General features: G+C 61.2%; 12 protein-coding genes and 1 pseudogene. 5 read left to right on the forward strand and 8 right to left on the reverse strand.

Annotated elements, in window-relative coordinates:
• Positions 1–53 precede the first annotated feature (53 nt).
• Positions 54–248, reverse strand: a complete 195-nt coding sequence (locus X760_RS0137155) for a DUF2735 domain-containing protein (RefSeq protein ID WP_031193555.1) — start codon at positions 246–248, stop codon at positions 54–56.
• A gap of 317 nt (positions 249–565) precedes the next feature.
• On the opposite strand from X760_RS0137155, the gene X760_RS46255 reads away from it, so the two are divergent.
• Positions 566–1,606, forward strand: coding sequence for a glutamine synthetase beta-grasp domain-containing protein (locus X760_RS46255; RefSeq protein ID WP_023717535.1), 1,041 nt, complete (start codon positions 566–568; stop codon positions 1,604–1,606).
• A 117-nt stretch (positions 1,607–1,723) separates the two neighbouring features.
• Here the strand turns inward: X760_RS46255 and glnA are convergent, their stop codons facing one another.
• Both glnA and X760_RS46265 read right to left on the reverse strand, forming a co-directional pair.
• Positions 1,724–3,133 (reverse strand): type I glutamate--ammonia ligase, encoded by a 1,410-nt coding sequence (gene glnA, locus X760_RS46260; RefSeq protein ID WP_023717536.1) that lies wholly within the window; start codon positions 3,131–3,133, stop codon positions 1,724–1,726.
• A 54-nt stretch (positions 3,134–3,187) separates the two neighbouring features.
• Complete coding sequence (locus X760_RS46265; RefSeq protein ID WP_019857988.1) at positions 3,188–3,526, reverse strand: P-II family nitrogen regulator; 339 nt, start codon at positions 3,524–3,526, stop codon at positions 3,188–3,190.
• 364 nt (positions 3,527–3,890) lie between these two features.
• Between X760_RS46265 and X760_RS46275 the strand changes: the two genes are divergently transcribed.
• From X760_RS46275 to X760_RS46280, 3 genes are read left to right on the forward strand one after another with little or no spacing between them, the layout of a single operon-like run.
• A complete protein-coding gene (locus tag X760_RS46275) occupies positions 3,891–5,441 on the forward strand; it encodes a bifunctional ADP-dependent NAD(P)H-hydrate dehydratase/NAD(P)H-hydrate epimerase (protein WP_023717538.1) in 1,551 nt (516 codons plus the stop codon).
• Positions 5,438–5,767, forward strand: a complete 330-nt coding sequence (locus X760_RS77810; protein ID WP_245278521.1) for a hypothetical protein — start codon at positions 5,438–5,440, stop codon at positions 5,765–5,767. Before X760_RS46275 ends, X760_RS77810 begins: the two co-directional genes overlap by 4 nt.
• A 36-nt stretch (positions 5,768–5,803) precedes the next feature.
• A complete protein-coding gene (locus X760_RS46280) occupies positions 5,804–7,444 on the forward strand; it encodes a hypothetical protein (RefSeq protein WP_245278522.1) in 1,641 nt (546 codons plus the stop codon).
• A 43-nt stretch (positions 7,445–7,487) separates the two neighbouring features.
• On the opposite strand, the gene X760_RS76180 is transcribed toward X760_RS46280, so the two are convergent.
• The 3 genes from X760_RS76180 to X760_RS46290 are packed head-to-tail and all read right to left on the reverse strand — an operon-like array spanning position 7,488 to position 10,099.
• Positions 7,488–7,706, reverse strand: a complete 219-nt coding sequence (locus tag X760_RS76180; protein ID WP_156948022.1) for a hypothetical protein — start codon at positions 7,704–7,706, stop codon at positions 7,488–7,490.
• Complete coding sequence (locus X760_RS46285) at positions 7,675–8,559, reverse strand: M48 family metallopeptidase (RefSeq protein ID WP_023717540.1); 885 nt, start codon at positions 8,557–8,559, stop codon at positions 7,675–7,677. Before X760_RS46285 ends, X760_RS76180 begins: the two co-directional genes overlap by 32 nt.
• A 7-nt stretch (positions 8,560–8,566) precedes the next feature.
• Positions 8,567–10,099 (reverse strand): acyl-CoA carboxylase subunit beta, encoded by a 1,533-nt coding sequence (locus X760_RS46290; protein WP_023717541.1) that lies wholly within the window; start codon positions 10,097–10,099, stop codon positions 8,567–8,569.
• Between the two features lie 387 nt (positions 10,100–10,486).
• Between X760_RS46290 and X760_RS46295 the strand changes: the two genes are divergently transcribed.
• Entirely contained in the window at positions 10,487–11,905 is a 1,419-nt protein-coding gene (locus X760_RS46295; RefSeq protein WP_023717542.1) for a DEAD/DEAH box helicase, read from the forward strand.
• A 101-nt stretch (positions 11,906–12,006) separates the two neighbouring features.
• Here the strand turns inward: X760_RS46295 and X760_RS46300 are convergent.
• Positions 12,007–12,981, reverse strand: a pseudogene (locus X760_RS46300) (alpha/beta fold hydrolase).
• 8 nt (positions 12,982–12,989) lie between these two features.
• Positions 12,990–13,811 carry an SDR family oxidoreductase gene (locus X760_RS46305; protein WP_023717543.1) on the reverse strand — a complete coding sequence of 274 codons (822 nt, stop codon included), beginning with the start codon at positions 13,809–13,811 and terminating at the stop codon, positions 12,990–12,992.
• Positions 13,812–13,997: the final 186 nt, after the last annotated feature.

The raw sequence follows: 13,997 nt of genomic DNA on the forward strand, positions 1-13,997 counted from the left end.
GCGATCGCGCCGGGCTTTGCGATTCATCGGAGGGAGACGAGAGATGGGGAGGCTCAGCTCTTCCGATCGTTTTTCGCTTCTTCGATCGCTGCCTCATGATACCAGGCACTTCCGAAATCCGTTCGGTTGCGCAAAGAAGCAAGTTCTGCTGCGAACTTAGCCTTTCCGCTTAAATTTGAGGCAGAAGCGCGCGCTGCCACCGGGAACATCAGGATTTTGGCCGACTGAGGAGTGGAAGTGATTTCCATTGTCGGTTTCCTTTCTTCGGCACAACCTTGCCGATTCAACCTTTCCCCAAGATAGGTTTCGCAATCGAATTAGGCAACATGATTATAAAAAGATCAGTAGCTGCACAATATTTATGCAAACTATGCTTGTGAGCGATCCGATCGCACAATTACGACGGCTCAGCAATTTTGCGCCGACACTACATCGCTTTTGCCGCACCCGTCGCCAGCCAAATGGCACACGAATTGCATTTTAACAGTCGGCAGGTCGGCTGCTGGATAGGCCGGCTCGCCCCGGCGCCATCCAGGGTTCGGTGATCAAGCAACGAGAGGCTAGAATGACGAAATACAAGCTCGAGTACATTTGGCTCGATGGATACACCCCGGTTCCCAATCTTCGCGGAAAGACGCAGGTCAAGGACTATGCCGAGTTTCCGACGCTCGACCAGCTTCCGCTGTGGGGCTTCGACGGTTCTTCGACCATGCAGGCCGAGGGCCACAGCTCCGACTGCGTTTTGAAGCCGGTCGCCGTCTATCCGGATCCCGCCCGCACCAATGGCGCGCTCGTCATGTGCGAGGTCATGATGCCGGACGGCGTGACGCCGCATGCATCCAACAAGCGCGCCACCATCCTCGACGACGAGGGTGCCTGGTTTGGCTTCGAGCAGGAGTATTTCTTCTACAAGGACGGCCGCCCGCTCGGCTTCCCCGAGAGTGGCTATCCGGCGCCGCAAGGCCCGTACTACACCGGCGTCGGCTACAGCAATGTCGGCTCCGTCGCCAGGCAGATCGTCGAGGAGCATCTCGACCTTTGCCTCGCCGCCGGCATCAACCATGAAGGCATCAACGCCGAAGTGGCCAAAGGCCAGTGGGAATTCCAGATTTTCGGCAAGGGCTCCAAGAAGGCCGCCGACCAGATGTGGATGGCACGCTATCTGATGCAGCGCCTGACCGAGAAATACGGCATCGACATCGAATATCACTGCAAGCCGCTCGGCGATACCGACTGGAACGGCTCCGGCATGCATGCCAACTTCTCGACCGCCTATATGCGAGAAGTCGGCGGCAAGGCGTATTTCGAAGCGCTGATGGCGGCTTTCGACAAGAACCTGATGGATCACATCGCCGTCTACGGTCCGGACAACGACAAGCGTTTGACCGGCAAGCACGAGACCGCGCCGTGGAACAGGTTCAGCTACGGCATCGCCGACCGCGGCGCCTCGATCCGTGTGCCGCACTCCTTCATCAACAACGGCTACAAGGGCTATCTCGAGGATCGCCGTCCGAACTCGCAGGGCGACCCCTACCAGATAGCCTCGCAGATATTGAAGACGATCGCCTCCGTCCCGACCAGCGCCGAGGTTTCGGCCGCGGCTTGAACATTCGTCCCGGCGTAGACCTCAGGTCTGCGCCGTGACGTTCTCTCCGATCGCATCGCAATAAAAAAAACCCCGGCGTCTCCGCCGGGGTTTTTTTGTTGGCTGCAACGATCCAGATCAGACCGAATAGTACATATCGTATTCGACCGGATGCGGGGTCATTTCGAAGCGCATCACCTCGGCCATCTTAAGCTCGATGTAGCTGTCGATCTGGTCGTCGTCGAAGACGCCGCCGGCCTTCAGGAAGCCGCGGTCCTTGTCGAGGCTCTGCAGGGCTTCGCGCAGCGAGCCGCAGACGGTCGGGATCTTCTTCAATTCCTTCGGCGGAAGGTCGTAGAGATCCTTGTCCATCGGCTGTCCCGGGTGGATCTTGTTCTTGATGCCGTCGAGGCCGGCCATCAGCATGGCGGCGAAGGCAAGATAGGGGTTCGCGCCCGGATCGGGGAAGCGGACCTCGACGCGCTTGGCCTTCGGCGACGAGCCGAACGGAATACGGCACGAGGCCGAGCGGTTGCGTGCCGAATAGGCGAGCAGCACCGGCGCTTCATAGCCGGGTACCAGGCGCTTGTAGGAGTTGGTCAGCGGGTTGGTGAAGGCGTTGATCGCCTTGGCATGCTTGATGATACCACCGATGTAGAACAGGCAGCTCTCGGACAGGCCGGCATATTCGTTGCCGGCGAAGGTCGGCTTGCCTTCCTTCCAGATCGACTGGTGGACGTGCATGCCAGAGCCATTGTCGCCGAATACCGGCTTCGGCATGAAAGTGGCCGTCTTGCCATACGCATTGGCGACCTGGTGCACGACGTATTTGTAGATCAGCATCTTGTCGGCGTTGCGGACCAGCGTGTCGAACTTGATCCCGAGCTCGTGCTGGGCGGCGGCCACTTCATGGTGGTGCTTTTCGACGCGCACGCCCATCTCGGCGAGCACGGTGAGCATTTCCGAGCGCATGTCCTGTGCCGAATCGATCGGCGGCACCGGGAAATAGCCGCCCTTGATGCGCGGCCGGTGGCCGAGGTTACCCGTCTCGTAATCGGTGTCGTCATTGGACGGCAATTCGGTCGAATCCAGCCGGAAGCCGGTATTATAGGGATCGGCCTTGTACTTGACGTCGTCGAACACGAAGAACTCGGCTTCAGGACCGACGAAGATCTGGTCGCCGATGCCTTCCGCCTTCATGTAGGCCTCGGCCTTTTTGGCGGTGCCGCGCGGGTCGCGGTTGTAGGATTCTCCCGAGATCGGGTCGAGGATGTCGCACAGGATGACCATGGTCGACTGAGCGAAGAACGGGTCCATATGCACCGTATCGGGATCGGGCATCAGCACCATGTCGGACTCGTTGATCGCCTTCCAGCCGGCGATCGAGGAACCGTCGAACATGACACCATCGGCAAACATGTCTTCCTCGACCTCGACGACATCCATCGTAACGTGCTGCAGTTTGCCCTTCGGATCGGTGAAGCGCAGATCGACGAACTTCACGTCGTTGTCCTTGATCTGCTTCATGATGTCTTTGGCTGTCGTCATGTCCCTGCTTCCCTATGTGATGACGTTTTGAACATGGCCTTTTAACGGGAAAATTCAGACCGCGTCCATGCCGGTTTCGCCGGTGCGGATGCGCACGACTTCCTCAATGTTGGAGACGAAGATCTTGCCGTCGCCAATGCGACCGGTCTGGGCCGCCTTGCGGATGGCTTCGATCGCGGCTTCGACCGCATCGTCGCCGAGCACGACCTCGATTTTCACCTTCGGCAGGAAGTCGACGACATATTCGGCACCGCGATAAAGCTCGGTATGGCCCTTCTGGCGGCCAAACCCTTTGGCCTCGGTAACGGTGATACCTTGCAGCCCGGCCTCCTGAAGCGCTTCTTTCACTTCGTCTAGCTTGAACGGCTTGATGATCGCTTCGATCTTTTTCATGTAAAAAGTGGCCTCCACTGCCAAAAAAGACGGGTTGTGAGCCCCGCTTGCGCTTCAATCAAGCACGAACTGTGCCAATTGATGGGGCGCCGAGCAGCCTCACATGATTTGGATACCATGCCGCGCAGGAATGTACATTCGCATCATTCGCTGCGTCGGATGCGCCATGAACACCGCGAGCCTACACACCGCCGGTCCTGCCGTCCGCACAAAAATTGGGCAGATCGGATATTTCATGAGCAGCTGCGCGCCGTCGTCCCGAACGAGGTACGCCGCCAACTTTGCTTAGGGACCTTCGTTGTTTGCGTCGGATCAAAAACTGGACAATGCTTGGGGAAATGATGTGCATGTCGCCTGATATTCCATGAGCAACGAACTTTTGTCTCCGTCTGAAATGGCCGAGGCCGATCGGCTGGCGATTGCGGCCGGGCCACTCGATGGCTTCGGCCTCATGCGGCGCGCCGGCGAAGCGGTCGCTGCCGTCGTCCTGGCGCGCTATCCCCAGGCGAGACGCGTCCATGTCCTGTGCGGCCCCGGCAACAATGGCGGCGACGGCTATGTCGTGGCGCGGTTGTTGGCAGAGGCCGGCATGAACGTTGCCGTATGGGCCGAAGGCAAGCAGAAACCCGGAAGCGATGCCGCGTTGGCCTCTGATGCCTGCAACTTGCCCGTGGAACACATTGGCCATTGCTACCCGGAAGCGGGTGAAGTGGTCGTGGACGCACTCTACGGCGCGGGACTGTCCAAGGACATTTCGATGCATGCGTTGGCCGTCTCAGGCTTGAGCAGCGCTGAGCGCGTCCCGGTGGTCTCGATCGATTTGCCTTCGGGTGTGTCAGGCGAGACCGGCTTGACTAACGCTCGCTTCCAGGCCGAGGTCACGGTGACTTTCGTGCGGAAAAAGCCAGGCCATCTGCTGATGCCGGGGCGCGAGCTGTGCGGCGAGATCATCGTCGCCGATATCGGCATTCCGGATGGGATCATCGATCAGCTCAAGGTCACGGCGTTCGAGAACACACCGGAACTTTGGCTGCGATGGTACTACCCGAGAACGGCTGTCGATTCGCATAAATACAAGCGTGGCCATGTTGCTGTCTTTTCCGGCGGACCGAGTGCGACGGGCGCAGCGAGGTTGTCGGCCATGGCCGCGGCTCGCAGTGGGGCAGGGGCAGTAACTGTGCTTTCACCTGGAAACGCCATGCAGGTGAACGCCGCGCATCTGACCTCGATCATGCTGCGCGAGGCCGGCTCGCTCGAAGAGGTGCAGGAATTCCTCGTGGCGCGGCATCCCGAGGCGCTGGTGTTCGGACCGGGGCTCGGGCCGAAACCCAAGGTCGGCGATTTCGCATTGCAGTTGATTGCGGCGATCGCGGATCTGACCCGCGCATCAGCGGCTACGCCTGAAATTCACGCCAGTGCCATCGTTCTGGATGCCGACGCCATCACCTCGTTGGCGCTTCAGCCTCAGGCACTGTTCGACGCAGCGCGTCAGACATGGTCGCCGGCACTGGTGCTGACGCCACATGAGGGTGAATTCGCCAGGCTTTTTCCAGATATCGCTGGGAACAAAAAACAGTCCAAAGTGACCAAGGCGCGCGAAGCAGCAAAGCGCGCCAATGCCATTGTCGTCTACAAGGGTGCCGATACGGTGATCGCGGCGCCCGACGGCAGGGCCGCGATCAATGCCAACGGTGCGCCGTGGCTGGCCACGGCTGGCTCTGGTGACGTTCTGTCGGGGATCGCGGCCGGATTGCTGGCGCAAGGCATGGCGGCCTTCCAGGCTGCCTGCGCGGCGGTCTGGATCCACGCCGAGGCCGGCCGTCGTTTCGGGCCCGGCTTGATCGCCGAGGATCTACCGTCGGCTCTGGTGCCAGTGCTGCGGGAATTGATCGAAAGCCAGCCGGACCTTCGATGAGACGCATTGCACTCCTTTTCACCACGCTCGTCATGGCCGCTTTGGCGACACTGTCGGCGAATGCCGCTGAGCAGCCGGTGACCATCGTCGATGATCCAGCGGTACTTGCTGCTCTCGATGCCAAGGGCTTTGGCTTCGCCGGCATTTTCGGCGTCGACGGCAAGGGCGATTTGAAGACGCTTTATGACAAGGCGCCGGCTTACCACGCGATCGTCGAAACGATTGCAAGCGACGTCGCAGCATTGCGGACCGAGATGAAGGCCGGCGGCCGGCCGCTGTACGAGGTGACCGACGGCAATGTTGGCCGTGTCATGGACATACGCTGACTGAGGACCGACGCAGCGCGCTTCCGCCTCGTCGGCGTGGTCAACCGGCTCGACCGGCGCGACTTCGCCGCGCTGAAAGGCGACGGGAGTTGCGGCGAAGTGCGCTTCATCTATCGCCTCGCCTACAGCTTCAAGAAGAACGGCAAGGTTTTGGCCTCGCGCCTGCCGTTCAATTTCAGTGCCGTCTACAATGCCACGCCGGATGTCGATGGCGGCTGTGTCGGCGTCGCCGGACGCTGGGCACCACAGCTCGACGAGAGCGTCGATGCCGGCTGGCTGACCGGCGGGCCGCTGGAAAGAGCGGCGCTCACCTTCAAGCAGCTCGAGCTCAATGCGCAAGTGGTCCGCTTCCCCTCCGGCCAGGAGACCGAATTCGGCGGGCAGGCTGCCTATCTCATGCGAATTTTCGGCATCGACGGAACGGCTGTCAGCGAAAAGCCGCTGGAAAACACGCCCGACATGGCACGTCTTGCCGAAGACGCCGCGCTGAAAGCAAGACTTGCCGACTATGTCCGCACCAATGTTGCGGCGGTCGATCTCGGCGTCTACCAAATCCCCGATGAGTTTTTGGCAAGGAAGGTCATTTCGTGGTCGACCTTCGGCAGCGCAAGGCAGGCCAACCACCCGTTCACGCCGCTGTTCCAGCCCGCGGATTTCGAAGGGCTCGATTTCTCTGCGCTGAAGCTGGTGCGCACGCCAGAGGCATTGGTCGAGCGGCTGGACAACGGCGCCTGCCAAGGCTGCCATCAGGCGGGCTCGACCGCCGGTTTCCATTTCATCGGCCTCGATGACAAGACGACCTCGCCGCTCAACCGCATCGAGGTCGGCATCTCGCCGCATCTCCACGCCGACATCCCGCGTCGCGTCGCCTGGCTGCACGCGACTGCCGACGGCAAGGAACCGAACCGCTTCCGCCCGCTGTCCTTCGCGCCGCCGGCGACATGGAGCGATGCTGGACAGATCGCCTATTCGCCGGCCGAGATGGCGATGCCGTGCCTGATGCCGGCGGATGCGGCCCGCTTTGGCGCGACTTGGCAATGCGGCGGCGGCACCGTCTGCACGCCGCTGGCGACCGTGTCCGGCGTGCGCACCAAGCTGGCGCAATGCCTGCTGCCCAAGGACAGCGAAAACATGTTTTCCGGCCATCCATGCCTGACCGGCTCGATCGCCAGCAACCCGGAACAGCCTTTCAATGACCGCTATACCATCACCGGCCAGTTCGCGGCGTTCGCGCCAAGCATTTCGCGCGCCGCCTACACCTGCCGGCCGCCGAAGATCGGTGTGCCGGCGGGGATTGCCTATCGCGGCTGCGACGACCGGGATCGCAGCTTTGCCGCCTTCAAGACGGGCAAACCGATGCCGAACGAGATTTGCGGGTTGGTCGGCGGCAAAAAATTCGACACCTGCGTAGCGACCAATAATTTCGACCAGTGCCTGGGCGGTGCCGTCAATCGCGGCAATCGTCCTGCCTGCTCGGCCGACCATTTCTGCCGCGAGGATTACATGTGCCAGTCGCTGCCACCCGATACGCCCGGCATCGGCAAGGTGAAAGGCATCGGCTTCTGCTCGCCGACCTATTTTATCTTCCAGATGCGCATCGACAATCACGCCACGCCGTGGTCGGGCGCTGCCCGCGCGACGATGGGGGCCGGGTTCGGTGCTGCGGAAGAGGAATAGGCCACCGACTGAGGCATTGGCCGCAGTAGTTCCAGGTGGATAGCTATCGATCGAGGTCGTCGGCGATGTTCGATGTCCATTCGCCGTCGAAATGGCGGACGCGTTCGGCGACGAACGCATCGCTCAGCAGGCTCGACAAGGCAGAAACCAGAATTGGTTCTATCTCTGGAGCCGAGCTAAATCCAAGAGCAATCAGACGTTCGGACCAGGGCGGATGGTCCGCACTTTCGTTATCTCGCGCGTCCCACGCCTTTTTGAGCATACTCCTGCAGAATGGGAAGTCTCGACAAGTGAGCGGCGGCCGCCAGGACCCTTTCGAGTGGTGGACGGGGCGGAGCCATGGCGCCAAGCAGTTCACGCTGGAGCGGGCTATAGACTTGATCATCGAAGAACGCACTGGCGGCACCGATCAGAAGCAGGGCGCGGGCCGCATCATGTGCGTCGCCGGACGTCGCTGCATGGCGATCTGCGTCAATTTCCGCTCGTCGCGACAACCGTATTTCTTCGCGCTCCAGAGTGCGCGACAGCGGACCAAGCATCCAGTAGAACAGGCTGCCTGAAACGGTTTTCCCCGGAGGAGCGAAGTCGAAGATTAGATCGAAGCTTTTCTCGAGTTCGGCCAGGTTGAGTCCGCCATTTGTATCTTTGTTTTTCAGATGGGCGTCCTCATGAGCCAAGATCGCCGCAAATGCCTTTTGGTCGGTCGCTGCGAGCAATGGCAGGCCGATGGTGAGAATCGGCCTGCGACCAAGCAAGCCTAGAAACGGCCGCTCTTCACCGACGCTGGCGTTGAGATCGTCGCTCAGGATGATCCTCGTTCGGCTGGCGCGGTGTTTGCCGGCAATACTCTCCCAGACAGCCCACAGCTTCGGGGCTGATTCCCGAGTAATCCCCTTGACCTTGCTGGGTCGAAAACCGGCGAACAATGTTCCGATCAACAGAACGATGGCCAGCATCGCGGCCGGGATTGCAACAGCACCAGTCGCGATGACGGCGAGCGGATGCCAATCGAGGAGCCAGAACCACAGGACTATTGGGCAGAACAGCGGGAGAGCGAAGAGCAGGATGGCAAATCTGCCGAAACGCGCTCCCATGTAGAGGACCAGGCGCGACATCAGCCCCTCACAGCGGGATGTTGTCGTGTTTCTTCCAAGGGTTTTGCATATCCTTGTTGCGCAGCATCCTGAGCGCGCGGGCGATGCGGCGGCGGGTCGAATGCGGCATGATCACCTCGTCGACATAGCCGCGCTCGGCGGCAACGAAGGGCGATAGAAAGCGATCCTCGTAAGCCTTTGTGTGTGCTGCAATTTTCTCCGCGTCGCCGATGTCCTTGCGATAGATGATCTCGACCGCGCCCCTGGCGCCCATCACCGCAATCTGCGCCGTTGGCCAGGCATAGTTCATATCGCCGCGCAGATGTTTTGACGCCATGACATCATAGGCGCCGCCATAGGCCTTTCTGGTGATGACGGTGATCTTTGGCACGGTCGCTTCGGCATAGGCGAACAGAAGCTTGGCGCCGTGCTTGATCAACCCGCCATATTCCTGCGCGGTGCCGGGCAGGAAGCCCGGCACGTCGACGAAGGTGACGATCGGGATCGAGAAGCAGTCGCAGAAGCGCACGAAACGCGCGGCCTTGCGGCTGGCATCCGAATCGAGCACGCCGGCCAGCACCATCGGCTGGTTGGCCACGAAGCCGACTGTGCGGCCTTCGACACGGCCGAAGCCGGTGACGATGTTTTTCGCAAAATTCTGCTGGATCTCGAAGAAGTCACCCTCGTCGGAAACTTTAAGGATCAACTCTTTGATGTCGTAAGGTTTGTTGGCATTGTCGGGAATCAGCCGGTCGAGCGACAGATCGTGATCGGTGACCGATTGGTAGCATTCGATCTCGGGAATTTCCGCCGTGTTGGAGGCGGGCAGCAGATCGACCAGCCGGCGCATCTGCAGCAGCGCCTCGACGTCATTGTCGTAGGCTCCGTCGGCGATCGAGGACTTCGTCGTGTGGACGGAAGCGCCGCCGAGGCTTTCGGCGGTGACCGTCTCATTGGTGACGGTCTTCACCACATCCGGGCCGGTGACGAACATATAGGAGGTGTCGCGGACCATGAAGATGAAGTCGGTCATCGCCGGCGAATAGACGTCGCCGCCGGCGCAAGGGCCCATGATCAGTGAAATCTGCGGAATGACGCCGGAGGCCAGTACATTGCGCTGGAAGATCTCGGCATAGCCGCCGAGGGCCGCCACGCCTTCCTGGATGCGGGCGCCGCCGGCGTCGTAGAGGCCGATGATCGGCGCGCGGTTGCGCAGTGCCATCTCCTGCACCTTGACCACCTTTTCGGCATGCGCCTCGGACAGCGAGCCGCCGAACACGGTGAAATCCTTGGCGAAAAGATAGACCGGGCGACCGTTGACGGTGCCCCAGCCGGTAACGACGCCGTCGCCGGCGATCTTGGTTTTCTCCATGCCGAAATCGGTCGAGCGGTGCTCGACATACATGTCGAACTCCTCGAACGAGCCCTCGTCGAGAAAGACGTCTATGCGTTCGCGGGCGGTCAGCTTGCCCTTCTTGTGCTGGGCGTCGATGCGGGCCTGGCCGCCGCCCATGCGAGCGACCTCGCGGCGGCGCTCGAGTTCCTTCAGCACGTCCTTCATGACCGGTCCCCGAAACGGAAAGCTTGATTGTGGTAATCATGCCTGGGGGAGAGCGCAAGCGCCGCTTCCTAATGGCTTTTGCTGCGCTGCAGCATCAGGCCCCTTGCATTTCGATGCGAACTGGGCCATATGCGGCGGCATAGGCGCTTGGGCCGGGATAATCCGGCCTTCTCGATGAATGAGACTGGTTGCGTCTGTTTTCCCTCTTCCCGACATATCGGCAAGGTGGCGAAAAAGCCCCGTGGCATGATGCCTGCGGGCACGACAGCGCTGCCGTGCGGACGATAACGTCCGCCCGCCTTGTCGTTTCATGACAATTTTCGACGGCAGGTTGCGCCCTGCCGCCATTGATGTTTGCGGCCAGGAGCCGCATGAAAGAAGAATATTTTGACCAATGAAAACACTTTGACCGGTAAGGACGCTGGGGAACTGAACGGTTTCGCCGCACTTGGAATTACCGGCGCACTGCTCAAGGCCACGAATGCCGCCGGCTTTACCGATCCGAAGCCGATCCAGGCCCAGGCGATCCCGCCGCAGCTCGAAGGCCGCGACATTTTCGGCATCGCCCAGACCGGCTCGGGCAAGACGGCGGCGTTCGCGCTGCCGATCCTGTCGAAGATCATCGCACTTGGCACCAAGCGCCGGCCGAAGACAGCCCGCGCACTGATCCTGGCGCCGACGCGCGAACTCGCCGTGCAGATCGAGGAGATGATCAAGCTGCTTGCCAAGGGCGCGCATGTCTCGACAGCGCTGGTGCTTGGCGGCGTCTCGCGCTTCAGCCAGGTGAAGAAGGTTGCGCCCGGCGTCGACATCCTGATCGCAACGCCAGGTCGGCTGACCGACCTGGTGCGTGAAGGCGACCTCGTGCTTGCCGACACCAAATGGCTGGTGCTGGATGAAGGCGACCGCATGCTCGACATGGGCTTCATCAACGACGTCAAGCGCATCGCCAGGGCGACGGCGCCGGACCGTCAGACGGTGCTGTTCTCGGCAACCATGCCGGCCGAAATCGCCGAACTGGCGAAAGGCCTGCTGAAGAACCCGATTCGCGTCGAAGTCGCTCCTCACAGCACCGCGGCCGCCGAGATCGTGCAGGGCGTCGTCTTTGCCCGCACCAAGCAGAAGCGTCAGGTGCTGGCCAACATGCTTGCCGACGAGGCGATGAAGTCCGTCATCATCTTTTCGCGCACCAAGCATGGCGCCGACAGGGTGACAAAGGATCTCGAGCGTGACGGCTTCAAGGCCGCCGTCATCCACGGCAACAAGTCGCAGAACGCTCGCCAGAAGGCACTCAACGATTTCCGCGAGGGTTCGGTGCGCATTCTCGTGGCGACCGACATTGCGGCGCGCGGCATCGACGTGCCGGGCATAAGCCATGTGGTGAATTTCGACCTGCCGGACGAGGCGGAGAGCTATGTCCACCGCATCGGCCGCACCGGCCGTAACGGCATGGACGGCATCGCCATCACGCTCTGCGACCCGTCCGAAAACAGCAAGCTGCGCCAGGTCGAGCGCATCATCCGCACCAAGCTGCCGATCGTTGCCGACCATCTCGGCAGCCCCGATCCACAGCGCAATCCCGCCGAGAAGAACGAGCGTAGTTTCGAACCGGCCAATGATCGCAACGACCACAATGGCCGTCGCGACGGCAGGCGGCCCGGCGGCGCAAACAACGGCTTCGGCAAGAAGCGGTTCGGCGACAAGCCAGCCTTTGCGGGCGAGCGCAAGCCGGAAGGCGCCAAGCCCTTCAAGGGCAACAACAAGCGCCGCTTCGGCGGTAAGCGGCCGGCAGCGCGGGCCGCATAGCCTGACCGTGTTGCGGTCGGCCAAGCTTGGCTTGGTCACTCACGATTGAAAAGGGCGACCGGAGTGATGCTCCGGTCGCCCTTTTGCTTTGAGGCCTTTGGTTACTTCACCACCGCCTCGACCCACACGACAATCCGCTGCGCCAGGAAAGCCGTGGTCGATGGCGACAGCGCGTCACCCGCAATGACGTGGTTGTCGGGGTCGCCGGTATCGTCGACCGGCACCAATTCATGTGCGGCGCCCCAGCGAGCCGCGATTTCGCGGGTGCGATCTGGTCGTACCACCTTGTCCGAATCCGAAAAGATGAACAGGGCAGGGATGGACGTCTTCTCCACCGGCGCGCCGTAGGCAAGCTCTGTCAGCGCCGCCATCGGCAATGTCGCGGCGATCGGGTAGCGTTAGGTCCAGAACCTTTCATGCAGCGCGTTGCGTGGCACGAAGCTACGCTCCTTGCCGGCGACGAGCTCGACGATCTGTCTGCCCCACGGTAGGGTCAGCAATTCGGCGCCGGAAGCCTTGACGCCGAAATTCGGCGAGATGAATGCGATCGCCGCGACGCTGTTCGATGCGCTTGGCTGCGTCGCGGCCCACGCCGCCAGCGAGCCGCCGGTCGAGGTGGCTATGACGATCACCTTGTCGCCGATCGCTCGGCCGATAGCGAGCGCTTCCTCGTAGTCGTTGATCCAGGCACCGACGCTGCCTTGCGTCATCGCGGCGCCATCCTGTCCATGTCCCCTCAGGCGCGTGTAGAAAAGATTGGCGTCAAGCTGGTCGGCCACCTCGTCGGGCAATGGACGAATCTCGCCCTTCGACGCAGAAAAACCGTGGATGTAAACGATCGCGAATGGCGTCTTGGCATGGACCATCGGGTCGGCCCAGATGATTTCCTTGTCCAGCCCGTCGCGGATGCCGGGCACGGCCGCCTCCTGGCGCGCCAGATAGGCCTGCGGATCGTCGCCGATCACTGAGGGATCGAAACGGATCGTGGTTTCGACGAGGACGCGCGGACCAAGCGCCAAGGCCAGGACAAGGATGAGGACAAGACCCAGCACCGCAAACATGATCCGTCGCCCCATCACGGATCCTATTCGACCGGTGGCTTGCGGTCGAAATTCAGCGGCCGCGCATTCCAGCGGGTGACCGTGCTGATCACCCATCGGCAGAACGGCCTCGGCAGTATCCTGAGCAGCTTCAGTGTCCAGCTCAGGCGGCGTGGGAAAGTGACTTCGAAGCCACCGCATTCGATGCCTCGCGCGATGCGGCGCGAGGCCAGATTGACCGGCATCAAGCCCGGCATCGGCAGGAAGTTCTTCTCGGTCAGCCGCGTGTCGACAAAGCCCGGATTTATCACCTGGATGCGGACGTTCATCTTGTCGAAATCGTATTTCAGCGACTCGGCCAAGATATTGACTGCCGCCTTGGTGCCGCCATAAGCGGCGGTCGTGGGCCAGCCGAAATAGGCGGTGACCGAACCGATCAGCACGACATGGCCGCGCGAGCGCACGCGCATGCGTTCGATGACCGGCAGCAGGCCATTGATGATGCCGAAATAATTGACTTCGAAAGACCGACGGAAATTGCGCGCGACAAGATCCTCGCCCGGCGTTGCGATATAGCTTCCCGCGTTGAACACTGCCAACACGATTGGACCGAGATCTTTCTCGATCGCTGCAACCGTCTTTGCCATGCGTTTTTCGTCGGTCACGTCGCAGGGAAAGGCTACGACACGGCCCGCCATCTGCGCCGTCTCGACGATGAGCGTATCGATCGGATGGTCATCGGGCGCTGTCACCGCGACGACATAGCCCTGAGCGGCAAGATCCTTGGCCAGCGAACGGCCGATACCGCTGCTGCCGCCCGTAATCCAGGCGACGCCATGCTTCGGATTGGCCCGATAGAGTGTCATGCTGCGCCCCGCCGGCTCTTCTTAGCCTGTGCTCTAGCGGTGAAGAAATCGAATGAAAAGAGTGCTTTTCGGTACATGGTTGAAATGAATGCCGGCCGGGCGCTCCTGGCTGCAGCAATTGCAGTGTGCGAAATGCGACTGGACCAGGCAAATTCTTGCCTTGAAACCGAAGCGTCGGGTTTCTAG

The organism is Mesorhizobium sp. LSHC420B00, from assembly GCF_000503055.1.
Lineage (GTDB): Bacteria > Pseudomonadota > Alphaproteobacteria > Rhizobiales > Rhizobiaceae > Mesorhizobium.